The organism is Burkholderia sp. AU44665, from assembly GCF_030504405.1.
In the GTDB taxonomy this organism is placed as follows: domain Bacteria; phylum Pseudomonadota; class Gammaproteobacteria; order Burkholderiales; family Burkholderiaceae; genus Burkholderia; species Burkholderia semiarida.
This window is the reverse complement of the sequence record NZ_JAUJRI010000007.1, coordinates 80,144-92,691: the sequence shown is the minus strand read 5'-3', so window position 1 is coordinate 92,691 and position 12,548 is coordinate 80,144. Positions and strand designations below refer to the sequence as shown.

Sequence of the window (12,548 nt, the reverse complement as noted above, 5' to 3'; positions counted from 1 at the left end):
AGGGATGAGGGCCGGCGCCCCCGCTTGGCGGGTGACGCCGGCCGTCGGCCGGGCTGTTTATGGATGCGCGCCCGGCCATTGGCCTGTCGTTCTGATACGTGATGCGTCGAGGCTTACTTCTTGGTGCCGGCGCCGAGCAGACCGCCGAGCAGGTTGGTGACCGGCGACAGCAGGTTGCCGGTGCCGCTGGCGGCGCCGCCGCTCGTGCTGCCGGTCAGGCCGGTCACCACGGAGCCGCTGCCGCCCGGCGTCGTCACGGTGCCCGTCGCGCCGCCGGGGCTGACCGTGCCGACGGCGCCGGCCGAGCCGGCCGGCGTGCCCAGCGCACCCGTGAGCGTGCCGACCGGGCCGCTCGTCAGCACCCCGCCGAGCGTGCCGGACAGGTTGCCGCCCGGCGTCGTGACGGTGCCGGTGAGGCTCGCGCCGAGCGGCGTCAGCGAGTTGACGAGGTTGGTGACCGGCGCGAGCAGGCCGCCGAGACCCGCGCCGCTCGTGCCACTCGTCCCGCTTGTGCCGCTGGTGCCGCTGGTGCCTCCGGTGCCGCTCGAGCCGATGCTGCCGAGCGCACCCGTCACCGTGCCGAGCAGGCCGGTGATCGGAGCGAGCGGGCCGCCACTGGTACCGCTGGTGCCGCCCGATCCGCTCGAACTGCTGCCGCCGCCGAGTGCGCCCGTCAGCGAACCGAGCACGCCCGTGATCGGGGCGAGCGGATTGGTGCCGCTGCTGGAACTGCCGCTGGACAGCAGGCCGCCGGCCGACGCCACCGTGTTACCGAGCTGGGACACGCTGTTCCCGGCGCTCGTGCCGACCGGGTTGCCGGTTGCGCCGCCGACCTGCGAACCGGCCAGGCCGAGGCCGCTGCCGAGCGTGTTCAGCAGGCCGCTGAGCGGGGCGCCGAGCAACGTGGCGTTGCCGAGCGTTTGCGTGACGCCCGGCGTCGTGACGCCGCCGGTCAGCGTGTTCGTGATCGGGTTGATCACGCTGCCGAGTTGCGTCTCGATTTGCTGCACCGGCGCGCTGTTCAGCGCCGTGTTCAGCGCCGATGCGGTCGAGTTGACCGCGGTGCCGACCGTGTTGACGAGACTGCCGACCAGCGTCGTCGCCGGCGCGAGCGGCGACAGCGGACCGGTGCCGAGGCTCGTCACGGCATTGCCGAGGTTGTTGACCGCACCGCCGGCGCCGGTCAGCAGGCCGGTGGTCGACGTGATCGTCGGGCCGAGCGGGTTCGGCGACACGCCGATCGAGCCCAGGCCGGCTGCGACGCCGTTGCCGAGCGATTGCACGCCGTTGCCGAGGCTGCTGACTGCATTGCCGACGCTGGTGGCCGTCGTCGGGTTCGTGCCGGGGATCTGCACGCCGCCGATCTGGGTGCCGCCGTTCACGACCGTCGTGCCGAGCGCCGTCACGAGGTTGCCGGATTTCTGGAGGACGTTGCCGAGCGGGGTGACGCTGGTGCCGGAGGTGCCGGAAGTACCCGAGGTGCCGGAAGTACCCGACGTGCCGGAAGTGCCCGAGGTGCCGGAAGTGCCCGAAGTGCCCGAAGTGCCCGAAGTGCCCGAAGTGCCCGAAGTGCCGGAGGTGCCGGAGGTACCCGAGGTGCCGGAAGTACCCGAGGTGCCGGAAGTGCCCGAAGTGCCGGAAGTGCCGGAAGTGCCGGAAGTACCCGAAGTGCCCGAAGTGCCCGACGTGCCCGAAGTGCCGGAAGTACCCGAAGTGCCGGAAGTACCCGAGGTGCCGGAAGTACCCGAAGTGCCCGAAGTACCGGAAGTACCCGACGTGCCGGAGGTGCCCGAGGTACCGGAAGTACCCGAAGTACCCGAAGTACCCGAAGTACCCGAAGTACCGGAAGTACCGGAAGTACCGGAAGTACCGGAAGTACCGGAAGTACCGGAAGTGCCCGACGTGCCCGAAGTACCCGAAGTACCCGAAGTACCCGAAGTACCCGAAGTACCCGAAGTACCCGAAGTACCCGAAGTACCCGAAGTACCCGAAGTACCCGAAGTACCCGAAGTACCCGAAGTACCCGAAGTACCCGAAGTGCCCGAAGTGCCCGAAGTGCCGGAAGTACCCGAGGTGCCGGAAGTACCCGAGGTGCCGGAAGTACCCGAACTCCCGCCGCCCGATGTCCCCGACGAGCCGCCGCCCGACGTACCCGAAGTTCCCGAACTGCCGCTCGTCCCGGACGTGCTCGGCTTGATCGTCGGCGGGGTCGTCGGTCCGTCGACCGAACCGCAGCCGTACAGCGCGAGCAGCGACGAGACGGCCATCGTTACCGTCGTCTTCTTGAAGAGAGTGTGCATGTTGGCCTCGACATTGGAAGTGTGTCCCAGGCCTTCACTGCAAATTCCGCGCCATGACAGGTTTCGCGAAACGGTGTCGCGATTTATTGCGGAAACCGCGAATATCGACGCGATTTAAACGGAGGAATGGCGGTTTCGCGCGACAGGCGCGTGCGGCGCGCGCACGTCGCGGCTGCGATGTTCCCGTCAGGCGCCGTAACGCGCGCCCGGATGTTACGTAGCGTTCGGCCGCCCGGTACGCGACCGGCCGCGAACCGAGCACCGCATCTTTGACGAAACGCGCGCCTCGCCCGAACATGGCGCGACATCCTCCGGCCGCCGGCGACGCCGAAGCGGTCTCGACTCCAACCAGGACATCGACATGAGCGAACAGGACAGGGAATACGGCAAGGCGCGGCGGATCGACGTGATGGGCGAGGCGTTCGTCGAGCGCGCGATGCGCGACCTCGACGGATTTTCGCGCCCGTTGCAGGACTGGCTGAACGAGCATGCGTGGGGCAGCACGTGGCAGCGGGGCGGGATCGACCTGAAGACGCGCAGCCTGTGCACGTGCGCGATGCTGGCGGCGCTCGGCCGCGGCACGGAGCTGAAGGGCCATGTTCGCGGCGCGCTCAACAACGGCGCGAGCCTCGTCGAGATCCGCGAGGTATTGCTGCACAGCGCGTTGTACGCAGGGGCGCCTGCCGCGGTCGAGGCGTTTCGCAACGCGCGCGAGGTGATCGCCGATCTCGGGCTGTCGATACCCGACGACGGAGCCTGAACCCGATGCGGCGCCGGCTGCCCGGCACGGCATCGGAATCCGGCCCTGCGTCGCCGCCGCGACCTACGCGATGCGCACCGGCTGCGCGGCGACGTCGACCGGCGCGGCGGCGACTTCGAGCAACCAGTCGGCCGTCGCTTCGGGAAGCGTGACCGGCAGCATGTGCCCGCCTTCGACGACCTTCAGCCGCACGCGCGCCGATTTCTGCGCGAGCGCGTCGCCGTGCGCGCGCCAGTTCAGGATCGGATCGGCACGGCCGTACAGCACGTCGACCGGCAGCGCGAGTTCCGGATAGCGGCGCTCCATCGCGGGCAGATCGACGGGCGCCGACAGCAGGTCCGTCGCCGTCGCGTAGAACACGTGCGGGCGCATCCCGAGCAGGCCGCCGCCCTTGACCGGGAAGTCGCGCGGCACGTCCTCCGGCGCGAACACCTGGCGTACGGCCTTGCGCCCGGTCAGGATCGTCAGCGGAATCGCGAAGGTCCACGACACGAAACGGCGCACGAGCGGCGACGGCAGCATCAGCGGCTTGAACGGCGCGGGCGGTTCGGTCTGCTCGTGCGACAGCGGCGCGATCAGCGCGAGCCGGCTCACGCGGTCCGCATGGTTGAGGCCGACCGCGAGCGCGATCGCGCCGCCGAGCGAGTGGCCGACCAGCACCGGCTTGTCGAGTTTCAGCGCGTCGATGAACGCGGCGACCGTGCGGGCCTGCGCGAACACGTTCGCCTGCGAGGCCGCGCCGCGCAGCGAGCGGCCGGCGCCGGGCCGGTCGATCAGGATCACGCGATGCTGCTGCGCGAGCCGCGCGAGCGGCAGGTACGCGAAATTGCGCCATTGCCCCGCGAGCCCGTGGACGAACACGATCGGCGGGCCGTTGCCGTATTCGACGTAGTGGATGCGGTCGCCGTCGATGTCGACGAAGCGGCCTTCAGGCGGAAACGCGCGCGTCACGCGACGGGCCACGTAAGCGGAAAACAGCGCGAGCGCGGCGAGCACCGCGACGACGCCGAGCAGTACGTTCTCGATCAGATGGAGCGTAGGGGTCATGTCGGCCTCAGCGGGTTTCGAGTGCGGGTTCGGCAGCCGGCGCGGTGGCGGCCGGGCCGGTTGTGGCGCGGCGTTCGAAATGCATCGCGGAATCGGCGAGCGCGCTGAATTTCAGCGACGCGAGATCGAGCACGTAGTTCTGGTGGAACTTCCACGGCTTGCGGCGCCCCTGCTTCGGCAGGATGCCGGCCGCGCGCTGGATGTAGCCGGAGCTCAGGTTGACCGCCGGCACGTCGCCGAGGTCGCCCGCGCCGAGCCGCGGCACGCACGTGTCGTACCCGTTCGCGCGCATGTGGTTGAGCAGCCGGCACACGTAGCGCGCGATCAGCTCGGCCTTCAGCGTCCACGACGCATTCGTGTAGCCGAACGACGACGCGAGGTTCGGCACGTCGCTGTACATCATGCCCTTGTACGACACCGTCTCCGGCAAATCGACCACGCGGCCGTCGACCGTCACGCGCGCGCCGCCGAGCATCTTCACCTTCAGCCCGGTCGCGGTGACGATCACGTCCGCGTCGAGCTGCTGGCCGCTCTTCAGCCGGAGGCCGGTCGGCGTGAAGCGCTCGATCTCGTCGGTGACGATCGACGCGCGGCCCGCGCGGATCGCCTTGAACAGGTCGCCGTTCGGCACGAGGCACACGCGCTGGTCCCACGGCATGTAGCGCGGCGTCAGGTGCTTCGCGACGTCGAAGTCGGGGCCGAGCTGCTTGCGGGCCGCGCGGATGATGAACTTCTTCGTCTGCTCGGGCTTGCGGCGCGACACGTTGTACAGGTACATCGTCAGCAGTACGTTCTTCACGCGCACCAGCCGGTGCGCGAGCCGCGACGGCAGCACGCGGCGCAGCGCGTTCGCGATCCGGTCGCGCGCGGGCAGCGACACGATGTAGGTCGGCGAGCGCTGCAGCATCGTCACGTGCCGGGCGTCGGCCGCCATCGACGGCACGAGCGTGACGGCCGTCGCGCCGCTGCCGATCACGACCACGCGCCGGTTCGCGTACGACAGATCCTTCGGCCAGTGCTGCGGATGCACCAGCTTGCCCTCGAACGTGTCCATGCCGGCCCAGTCGGGCAGATAGCCTGCGTCGTAGTCGTAGTAGCCGCTGCACATGAACAGGAAGCGGCAGGTGTAGACGAGCGTGTCGGTCGCGCCGTTTTGCGTGCGCTCGATGCGTACCGTCCAGCGCGCGCGGCTCGAATCCCAGTCGGCCGCGACGACCTTCCTGCCGTAGCGGATCGTCTTGTCGATGCCGTAGGTGCGCGCGGTGTCGCGGATATAGTCGAGGATCGTCTGGCCGTCGGAGATCGCCTTGTCGCTGTGCCACGGGCGGAAGCTGTAGCCGAGCGTGAACATGTCGGAATCCGAACGAACGCCCGGATAGCGGAACAGGTCCCAGGTGCCGCCGATCGCGTCGCGCGCCTCGACGATCGCCACGCTCGCATGCGGGCAGCGCTGCTTCAGGTGATACGCGGCACCGATGCCGGACAGGCCTGCGCCGACGATCAGCACGTCGAGGTCGCGCTGTTCGCGATCGTCATGGTTATCGCCACTGTCTTGGCGGGCGTCGGGGGCGGGCGGCGCGTCGCGCCGGTCGGTCGTCGTCGAGGTCATGCGCGGTCCTGGGTCGGCGTGGTCGGGCGCGCGGCGGGTGCGTGCGCGCGTGCGAGGTTGCGGGTGCGGGCGCGGCGCACGTGGCGCAGCATCAGCCACTGGTAGCCGGCGCCGAGCACGCGCGCGATCCGGTCGAGCCGGCGCGCGTCGGCGCCGACGAGCACGCGGCGCGCATTGCGCTCGACGCCCGCGAGGATTTGCCGCGCGGCCTCGTCGGCCGTCGTCGCGTTGATCAGGCGGTTGGCCTGGCGGCGATGGGTCGCTTCGTCCTGGCCCGTCAGCGCGTGGATACTGGTGTCGACACGGCCAGCATCGACGATGCGCGTCGCGACGCCGCCCGGATGCACGCAGGTCGCGCTCACAGGCGCGCCGTCGAGTTCGAGTTCCATTCGCAGCGCCTCGGTGAAGCCGCGCACCGCGAACTTGGTCGCGTTGTATGCGCTTTGCGTGGGCATCGCGACGAGCCCGAACAGGCTCGACGTGTTGACGACGTGGCCGTCGCCCGACGCGCGCAGATGCGGCAGGAACGCCTGCGTGCCGTGTACGACGCCCCAGAAATTGATGCCGACGATCCATTCGAGATCGGCGAGACGCGCGGTCTCGGCGCTGGCGGCCAGCGACACGCCCGCATTGTTGAAGATCAGGTTGACCTTGCCGTGCTCGGCGCGCACGAAATCGGCCCACGCGAACATCGCGTCGCGGTCGGCGACGTCGAGCCGCCGCGTGCTCACGCGCACGCCGTGCCGTGCGCAGGCGGCCGCGGTGCCGGCGAGGCCGGCTTCGCTGACGTCGGCGAGCGCGACCTCGCAGCCGCGCCGCGCGAGCTCGACCGCGAGGCTGCGGCCCATGCCTGAACCGGCGCCCGTGATCGCGGCGACCTTGCCGGAAAATCCCTTCATCCGTCGTTCCTCCCGTTCCGCTTGCACTGTACCGGCGGCGCATCTATTGTGGTGTTGTTCGTCACCACTTTAGTTTTCGGGTGTCCTGATGTCAAATAGCGGAATGGAGAAAGCACTCGAAACGGAAAAAAGGGGCCGGTCGTATGGCGGCGTGGCGCCCGAGGTACGGGCCGCCGAGCGGCGCGACGCGTTGATTCGCGCGGCGACGCGCGTGTTCGGCACGGTGGGTTTTCGCAAGGCGACCGTGCGGTCGATCTGCCAGGAAGCGAAGCTGAACGACCGCTATTTCTATGCGGCGTTCGACAGCACCGAGGATCTGTTGCGCTGCACCTACCTGCATCACGCGCAGCAGTTGCATGACGCGGTCGCTCAGGCGGTCGCCGCGCGCGGCGGTGAACTGCGCGAGCGTGTCGACGCGGGGCTCGCCGCGTTTTTCGCGTTCCTGCGTGATCCGTGCGCGGCGCGCGTGCTGCTGCTCGAGGTGATGGGCGTGAGCGCCGATACCGACATGACGTACCAGCGCATGCTGATCGACTTCGGCAAGCTGATCATGGCGATCGGCGCGTCGCGCGAGGCCGTCACGCCCGCGGAGCGAACCGAGCAGCGGCTGATCGGTCTCGCGCTGGTGGGCGCGATGACGAACGTCGGCGCGGCGTGGCTGCTGACCGGCTATCGCGATCCGGAAGCGCAGATGATCGCGAGTTGCAGGAAGGTGTTGCTGGGGACGTTGAGGGAAGCGGGCGAGTAAGGGCGTCGGGAACAGTCGGCGGCCCTCGTCTCGCGCAGGACCGAATTCAGACTATAGTCGGTCTCATCCGGTGCCCGGCAAAGGATGCGTTCCATGAAATTCTCGACTCGAGTCAAGCCGATCAGTTATCTCAAGCGCCATGCGGCCGGGATCGTCAACGACATCTCGGAGAGCCGCGAGCCGATGCTCATCACCCGGAACGGTGAGGCGAAGCTCGTCGTCATGGACGTCAAGTCGTGCGAGGAGCATGAAGAGACGCTCGCGTTGCTGAAGTTGCTTGCGCTCGGCAATCGCGAAATCGAGCAGGGCTACTTTCGTCCCGTCGAGGAGGAGACGCGATCGCATCGATTCGTGCCTTTCCGGCTCAGGGCAGGATTCCCGACGAAGTCGTGCATATCGTGTGCGATACGCGCAGGGATCTGAAGTCGTTGCTCATGAGACGGCTCATGCAGGCGTACCGAGCGCCGCTCTCCGTATTTATTCGTTCTTTCGCTACTTCGATTGTGAGCGCCTTGTCGTAGGCGCGGCCGGCGTTTCCCCCAGCCTCGCCTTCATCGCCTCGATGAACGCCCGTACCTTCGGCGACGGCAGCCGCGTCGACGGAAACACCGCATGAATCCCGGCGGGCGCCGTGCGCCAGCCCGGCAGCAGCCGCACGAGCCGGCCGGTCGCGACGTCGTCCGCGGTCGAGAAATCCGTCAGCAGCCCGAAGCCGCCGCCCGCGAGCACGATCGCGCGGCACGCGGTCGCGGTATTCGACACGACCGGCGCGACACAGCGCACGGACGCGCGGCCGCCTCGCACGTGATCGAGTTCGAGCGTATGCGGGCGCGGCAGCGACGACAACATCACGAACGGCAGCGCGGCAAGCGCATCCGGATCGCGCGGCAGCCCGTGCCGCGCGACGAACGCCGGGCTCGCGACCAGCCATTTCTCGTACGTGCCGAGCTGCACCGCGCGATAGTTCGAATCGGCGAGGCGGCCGATGCGGATCGCGACGTCGAGGTTGTCCGCGACGAGATCGACGACGCGGTCGTTCGCGACGAGTTCGACCGCGAGCGCCGGATGCCGGTCGCGCAGCGCGACCACGGCCGGCGCGACGACCAGCGCGCCGTAGTCGATCGGCACGCTCACGCGCAGCGTGCCGCGCAGCGGCCCGGCGTCGGACGACACCGCGTCGAGCGCGGCTTCGGTGGCGCGCACGATATCGCGGCACGCGTCGTAGAACACGCGTCCGGCATCGGTCACGCTCAGCCGCCGCGTCGTGCGCACCAGCAGATTCGCGCCGACCTCGGATTCGAGGCGCTGCATGTGCGTGCTGACGACCGTCTTCGCAAGGCCGAGCCGCTCGGCCGCGGCCGTCAGCGAGCCGGCCTCCACCACCGCAACGAAGATCGCCAGCCGGTTCAGGTTCACGTCGCGCAGATCAGCCATCGTCGATTGTCCTATGCAAGCGGATAATGTTTCCGCGATTATCCGTCTTCTGGCGACGAACGGCGAGCGCTACGCTGGAGCCGTTCGTCGCCGATTCCCGGCGGCGCGAGATTCCGGAGTGTTTCCATGTCTGCCGCCAGCAAGCCTGCCTCGCCGATTCGCGTTTATTCGTTCCTGTTGTCCGGGCACGCGCACCGTGTCCGGTTGTTCCTGTCGCTGCTCGGGTTGCCGTCGAAGACCATCGACGTCGATCTCGCGGCCGGCGCGCAACGCGAACCGGCGTTTCTCGCGTTGAATCCGCTCGGGCAGGTGCCGGTGATCGACGATGGCGGCACCGTGATCGCCGATTCGAACGCGATCCTCGTGTATCTCGCGAAGCGCTACGGCGACGCACACTGGCTGCCGGACGACGCGGTCGGCGCGGCCGTCGTGCAGCGCTGGCTGTCGTACGCGGCCGGCCCGATCGCGTCGGGCCCCGCGGCCGCGCGGCTCGTGACCGTGTTCGGCGCGCAACTCGACGCGGAAGCGGCCAAGCGTACGGCCGCGAAGGTGCTCGACGTGATCGATCGCGAGCTGGCCGGCAAGCCGTTCGCGGCCGGCGCGCAGCCGACGATCGCGGACGTCGCCGCGTACACGTACATCGCGCACGCACCGGAAGGCGGCGTGTCGCTCGAACCGTATCCGCACGTGCGCGCGTGGCTGGCGCGTATCGAGGCGCTGCCGGGTTTCGTCGCGATGCCGACGACGCGCGCGGGCCTGCTCGCCGCGTAACGCCTGCCGCCAACGCATCTGTCCACGGAGAACGTGATGAACGCGCCGACCGCCGTCGTACCGGGGTGGGAACTCGATACCGCGCCGTTTCACGCGGGCGAGCTTGCCGTGCAGCAGCGCGCAGGCGTGGCGGACGCGGCGAGCGCGGCCGGCCGGCGCGGGATCCGGCGCTTCATGCCGGACCAGCACCGGACGTTCTTCGCGCAACTGCCGTTCTTCGTACTCGGCGGCGTCGATGCGCACGGCCAGCCGTGGGCGACGCTCCGCGCCGGTGCGCCGGGTTTCGTCACGTCGCCGGACGCCCGCACGCTGCGCATCGCGGCGCCCGCGCTGCCGGGCGATCCGCTCGCCGGCGCATGGCACGCGGGCGGGCCGCTCGGCGGGCTCGGCATCGAATTCGATACGCGGCGCCGCAATCGCGTGAACGGCGTCGTGCGCGCGGCCGACGGCGATGCGCTGACGATCGCGGTCGAGCAGAGCTTCGGCAACTGCGCGAAATACATCCAGGGCCGCAAGCCGACTTTCGTCGCGCGGGAGGTCGGGGCCGCCGTCGCGCCCGACGTGTCGGATGCGCTGAGCGACGCGGATCGCGCGCTGCTCGCGCAGGCCGACACGTTCTTCGTCGCGAGCGCGAACACGTCGGCGCAGGCCGGTGCGGCGCGCGGCGCCGACGTGTCGCATCGCGGCGGGATGCCGGGCTTCGTGCGCGTCGACGATGCGCGCACGCTGACCACGCCGGATTTCAGCGGCAATCGGTTCTTCAACACGCTCGGCAACCTGCGGCACGATCCGCGCGCGGGGCTGCTGTTCATCGATTTCGAAAGCGGCGATTTGCTGTATGTCGCCGCGCACGCGGAGATCGTGTGGGACGGGCCGGTCGTCGCGTCGTTCGACGGCGCGCAGCGCGTCGTGCGGTTTCATGTGCGGGAAGTGCGGCGCATGCGGGCGGTGCTGCCGTTCCGGTGGTCGGCGGTCGAGCGTGCGCCGCAGTTCGCGGCGATGGCGGCGGCGTCGAGTCCGGCGCCGGCAACGGCCGGACCGGCGCCGTCCGCGGCCGCGCCGGTAAAGGCGCCCGCATGGCGGCCGCTGCGGATCGCGAAAATCGTCGACGAAGCGCGCGCGATCCGGTCGTTCCATTTCGAACCCGCGGATGGCGGCGCATTGCCTGCGTACGAAGCCGGGCAGCACCTGACGCTGCGCATCGCGCTGCCGGGCAGCGATGCACCGACGATCCGCAGCTACACGCTGTCCGACGCACCGGGCGGCGCGCATTACCGGATCACCGTGAAGCGGGAGGGACGCGCATCGGCGTGGCTGCACGACCACGCGCAGGCCGGCATGACGCTCGATGCGCAGATGCCGCGCGGCCGCTTCACGTTCGATCTCGCGAGCCCGCGGCCGGCCGTGCTCGTGTCGGCCGGTATCGGCATCACGCCGATGGTCGCGATGCTGCGCCGCGCAGTGGCCGACGATACGCCGTCGCGCCGCATCGTGTTCGTGCACGGCGCGCGCGAAGCGGCCGACCGGCCGTTTGCCGCCGAGCTGGCGCGCATCGCGGCCGCCGATGCACGCATGTCGCTTCACTGGTTCGACAGTCATCCTGACGAACGCACTGCGGCGCGGGCCGGCCGGATCGACGTCGCGCAACTGAAGCGGCTCCTTTCGTTCGACGATTACGATTTCTACCTGTGCGGGCCGGCGGCGTTCATGCGCGACCTGTACGACGGGCTGCGCGCGCTGAACGTGCCGGACGAGCGCATCCGCTTCGAGGCATTCGGGCCGTCGAGCGTCTCGCGCAGTGCGACCCGCGCGGCTGCCACGCCCGCGACGGCAGGCGTGCCGGTCGTATTTCGGCGCACGGGGCGCGAGGCCGCGTGGGCGCCCGCCGACGGCACGCTGCTCGAATTCGCGGAAGGGCAGCGCGTGAGCGTGCCGTCCGAATGCCGCTCCGGTTCGTGCGGCACGTGCGCGACACGCGTGCTGTCCGGCGCGGTCGACTACGAGCGAGCGCCCGATGCGGCGATCGAACCCGGCTGCGCGCTGCCGTGCATCGCGCGGCCCGCGCAAGGGGCCAGGGAGCCGCTCGTGCTCGACTGCTGACGCGTGTGCGACATGCCGCCGCAGATCGCCTGCTGCGCGAAAAGCGCGCGCAACTGCTTCTTTTTTCGGATGCCGTCCGGATCGACGATAGCGTCAACCGATTCGATGAAAGGAGCTCATCATGAAACTGCTCGGCATGGTCCGCCTGGTCCTGTGGAGTTTCTTCGGCGTGCGCAACAGCAAGGCGCACGCGACCGATCTCGCGAACGCCAACTTCACGCTGTTGCCGTTCGTCGCGATTTTGCTTGCGCTGCTGGTTGGCGCGGTGATTTACGGCGTCGTGCATCTGGTCGTCGATCCGACCGTGACGATGCAGGGCTTTTGAGCGAACGGCCGGCGAACCGGTAGCGGGCCGCTTTCTCCGCTCCGGTTTCAGGCCGCTCGACCGGCGCATACGGCGCCGGCGCCGGAGGCCGGCATGCGCGACGCGCATCGCCATCGCATTGCCGCCGTTGTCGCGCTGCCCGAGCCGCTCGTTCCCGTTCCCGCCTTTCCTGTCTCCCGTTTCCCGTTTCCCGTTCCGCCCGGTTCCGCGGCCCTTCGCCCCGCCCGGGGTAAAATGCGCGCCACGCCGCGATGTCGCGCGAGCCGGGCACGCCGCCGTTCCGTTGAACGGCCGGCGCCAGTGTCCGCCGCCCGCACCGGGGCGTTCGAAGCGTCCCCCGCATGACGACCGCGCGATGCAGCCAGCCTTCCGACCCGCCCTCGACGAACCTGTCGGCCGCTGCGTCGGTTCCCGGCGCGTCATCCGAATCCGATGTCCCATCCTGCGTGTTTCCGATCGGTCGGCCCGCTCGCGCGCTGTATCGTCCGGTTCGTCTGATGAATATCGTATCGACGCATGCGTCCGGCGACGGGCGCGGCGGCGTTCGCGGGCGCA

At 69.6% G+C, this 12,548-nt stretch carries 11 protein-coding genes; 6 read left to right on the top strand and 5 right to left on the bottom strand.

The features are described 5' to 3' along the window. Positions 1–113: 113 nt before the first annotated feature. The gene (locus tag QZM15_RS16775) at positions 114–2,300 is read right to left on the bottom strand and encodes a collagen-like triple helix repeat-containing protein (RefSeq protein ID WP_302106817.1); all 2,187 of its coding nucleotides are present in this window, start codon (positions 2,298–2,300) and stop codon (positions 114–116) included. A gap of 361 nt (positions 2,301–2,661) precedes the next feature. Here QZM15_RS16775 and QZM15_RS16770 point away from each other — a divergent pair, with 361 nt between their 5' ends. Continuing rightward, complete coding sequence (locus QZM15_RS16770) at positions 2,662–3,060, top strand: carboxymuconolactone decarboxylase family protein (protein WP_059580213.1); 399 nt, start codon at positions 2,662–2,664, stop codon at positions 3,058–3,060. Between the two features lie 63 nt (positions 3,061–3,123). Here the strand turns inward: QZM15_RS16770 and QZM15_RS16765 are convergent, their stop codons facing one another. From QZM15_RS16765 to QZM15_RS16755, 3 genes are read right to left on the bottom strand one after another with little or no spacing between them, the layout of a single operon-like run. Next, a complete protein-coding gene (locus QZM15_RS16765) occupies positions 3,124–4,107 on the bottom strand; it encodes an alpha/beta fold hydrolase (RefSeq protein WP_302106816.1) in 984 nt (327 codons plus the stop codon). Positions 4,108–4,114: 7 nt separating this feature from the next. Next, positions 4,115–5,716, bottom strand: a complete 1,602-nt coding sequence (locus QZM15_RS16760; RefSeq protein ID WP_226221470.1) for an NAD(P)/FAD-dependent oxidoreductase — start codon at positions 5,714–5,716, stop codon at positions 4,115–4,117. Then, a complete protein-coding gene (locus QZM15_RS16755; RefSeq protein WP_302106815.1) occupies positions 5,713–6,615 on the bottom strand; it encodes an SDR family oxidoreductase in 903 nt (300 codons plus the stop codon). Before QZM15_RS16755 ends, QZM15_RS16760 begins: the two co-directional genes overlap by 4 nt. A 103-nt stretch (positions 6,616–6,718) precedes the next feature. Between QZM15_RS16755 and QZM15_RS16750 the strand changes: the two genes are divergently transcribed. Both QZM15_RS16750 and QZM15_RS16745 read left to right on the top strand, forming a co-directional pair. After that, on the top strand, positions 6,719–7,363 hold the full coding sequence (locus tag QZM15_RS16750; RefSeq protein ID WP_302106814.1) for a TetR/AcrR family transcriptional regulator: 645 nt from the start codon (positions 6,719–6,721) through the stop codon (positions 7,361–7,363). Positions 7,364–7,456: 93 nt separating this feature from the next. Further along, the gene (locus QZM15_RS16745) at positions 7,457–7,786 is read left to right on the top strand and encodes a type II toxin-antitoxin system Phd/YefM family antitoxin (RefSeq protein WP_302106813.1); all 330 of its coding nucleotides are present in this window, start codon (positions 7,457–7,459) and stop codon (positions 7,784–7,786) included. A 69-nt stretch (positions 7,787–7,855) separates the two neighbouring features. Here the strand turns inward: QZM15_RS16745 and QZM15_RS16740 are convergent, their stop codons facing one another. Next, a complete protein-coding gene (locus QZM15_RS16740; protein WP_302106812.1) occupies positions 7,856–8,797 on the bottom strand; it encodes a LysR family transcriptional regulator in 942 nt (313 codons plus the stop codon). Between the two features lie 126 nt (positions 8,798–8,923). Between QZM15_RS16740 and QZM15_RS16735 the strand changes: the two genes are divergently transcribed. The 3 genes from QZM15_RS16735 (at position 8,924) to QZM15_RS16725 (ending at position 11,993) form a co-directional block, all read left to right on the top strand. After that, positions 8,924–9,568 (top strand): glutathione S-transferase family protein, encoded by a 645-nt coding sequence (locus QZM15_RS16735; protein ID WP_059580227.1) that lies wholly within the window; start codon positions 8,924–8,926, stop codon positions 9,566–9,568. 36 nt (positions 9,569–9,604) lie between these two features. Further along, positions 9,605–11,668 carry a pyridoxamine 5'-phosphate oxidase family protein gene (locus QZM15_RS16730; protein WP_302106811.1) on the top strand — a complete coding sequence of 688 codons (2,064 nt, stop codon included), beginning with the start codon at positions 9,605–9,607 and terminating at the stop codon, positions 11,666–11,668. 121 nt (positions 11,669–11,789) lie between these two features. Continuing rightward, positions 11,790–11,993 carry a DUF2970 domain-containing protein gene (locus QZM15_RS16725; protein ID WP_006486164.1) on the top strand — a complete coding sequence of 68 codons (204 nt, stop codon included), beginning with the start codon at positions 11,790–11,792 and terminating at the stop codon, positions 11,991–11,993. Positions 11,994–12,548: the final 555 nt, after the last annotated feature.

Bases quoted from the DNA above. Each gene is read 5' to 3' on its own strand.
- QZM15_RS16750 (WP_302106814.1), top strand. From the start codon at position 6,719: ATGGAGAAAGCACTCGAAACGGAAAAAAGGGGCCGGTCGTATGGCGGC.
- QZM15_RS16775 (WP_302106817.1), bottom strand. From the start codon at position 2,300: ATGCACACTCTCTTCAAGAAGACGACGGTAACGATGGCCGTCTCGTCG.
- QZM15_RS16735 (WP_059580227.1), top strand. From the start codon at position 8,924: ATGTCTGCCGCCAGCAAGCCTGCCTCGCCGATTCGCGTTTATTCGTTC.
- QZM15_RS16755 (WP_302106815.1), bottom strand. From the start codon at position 6,615: ATGAAGGGATTTTCCGGCAAGGTCGCCGCGATCACGGGCGCCGGTTCA.
- QZM15_RS16765 (WP_302106816.1), bottom strand. From the start codon at position 4,107: ATGACCCCTACGCTCCATCTGATCGAGAACGTACTGCTCGGCGTCGTC.
- QZM15_RS16745 (WP_302106813.1), top strand. From the start codon at position 7,457: ATGAAATTCTCGACTCGAGTCAAGCCGATCAGTTATCTCAAGCGCCAT.
- QZM15_RS16770 (WP_059580213.1), top strand. From the start codon at position 2,662: ATGAGCGAACAGGACAGGGAATACGGCAAGGCGCGGCGGATCGACGTG.
- QZM15_RS16760 (WP_226221470.1), bottom strand. From the start codon at position 5,716: ATGACCTCGACGACGACCGACCGGCGCGACGCGCCGCCCGCCCCCGAC.
- QZM15_RS16730 (WP_302106811.1), top strand. From the start codon at position 9,605: ATGAACGCGCCGACCGCCGTCGTACCGGGGTGGGAACTCGATACCGCG.
- QZM15_RS16725 (WP_006486164.1), top strand. From the start codon at position 11,790: ATGAAACTGCTCGGCATGGTCCGCCTGGTCCTGTGGAGTTTCTTCGGC.
- QZM15_RS16740 (WP_302106812.1), bottom strand. From the start codon at position 8,797: ATGGCTGATCTGCGCGACGTGAACCTGAACCGGCTGGCGATCTTCGTT.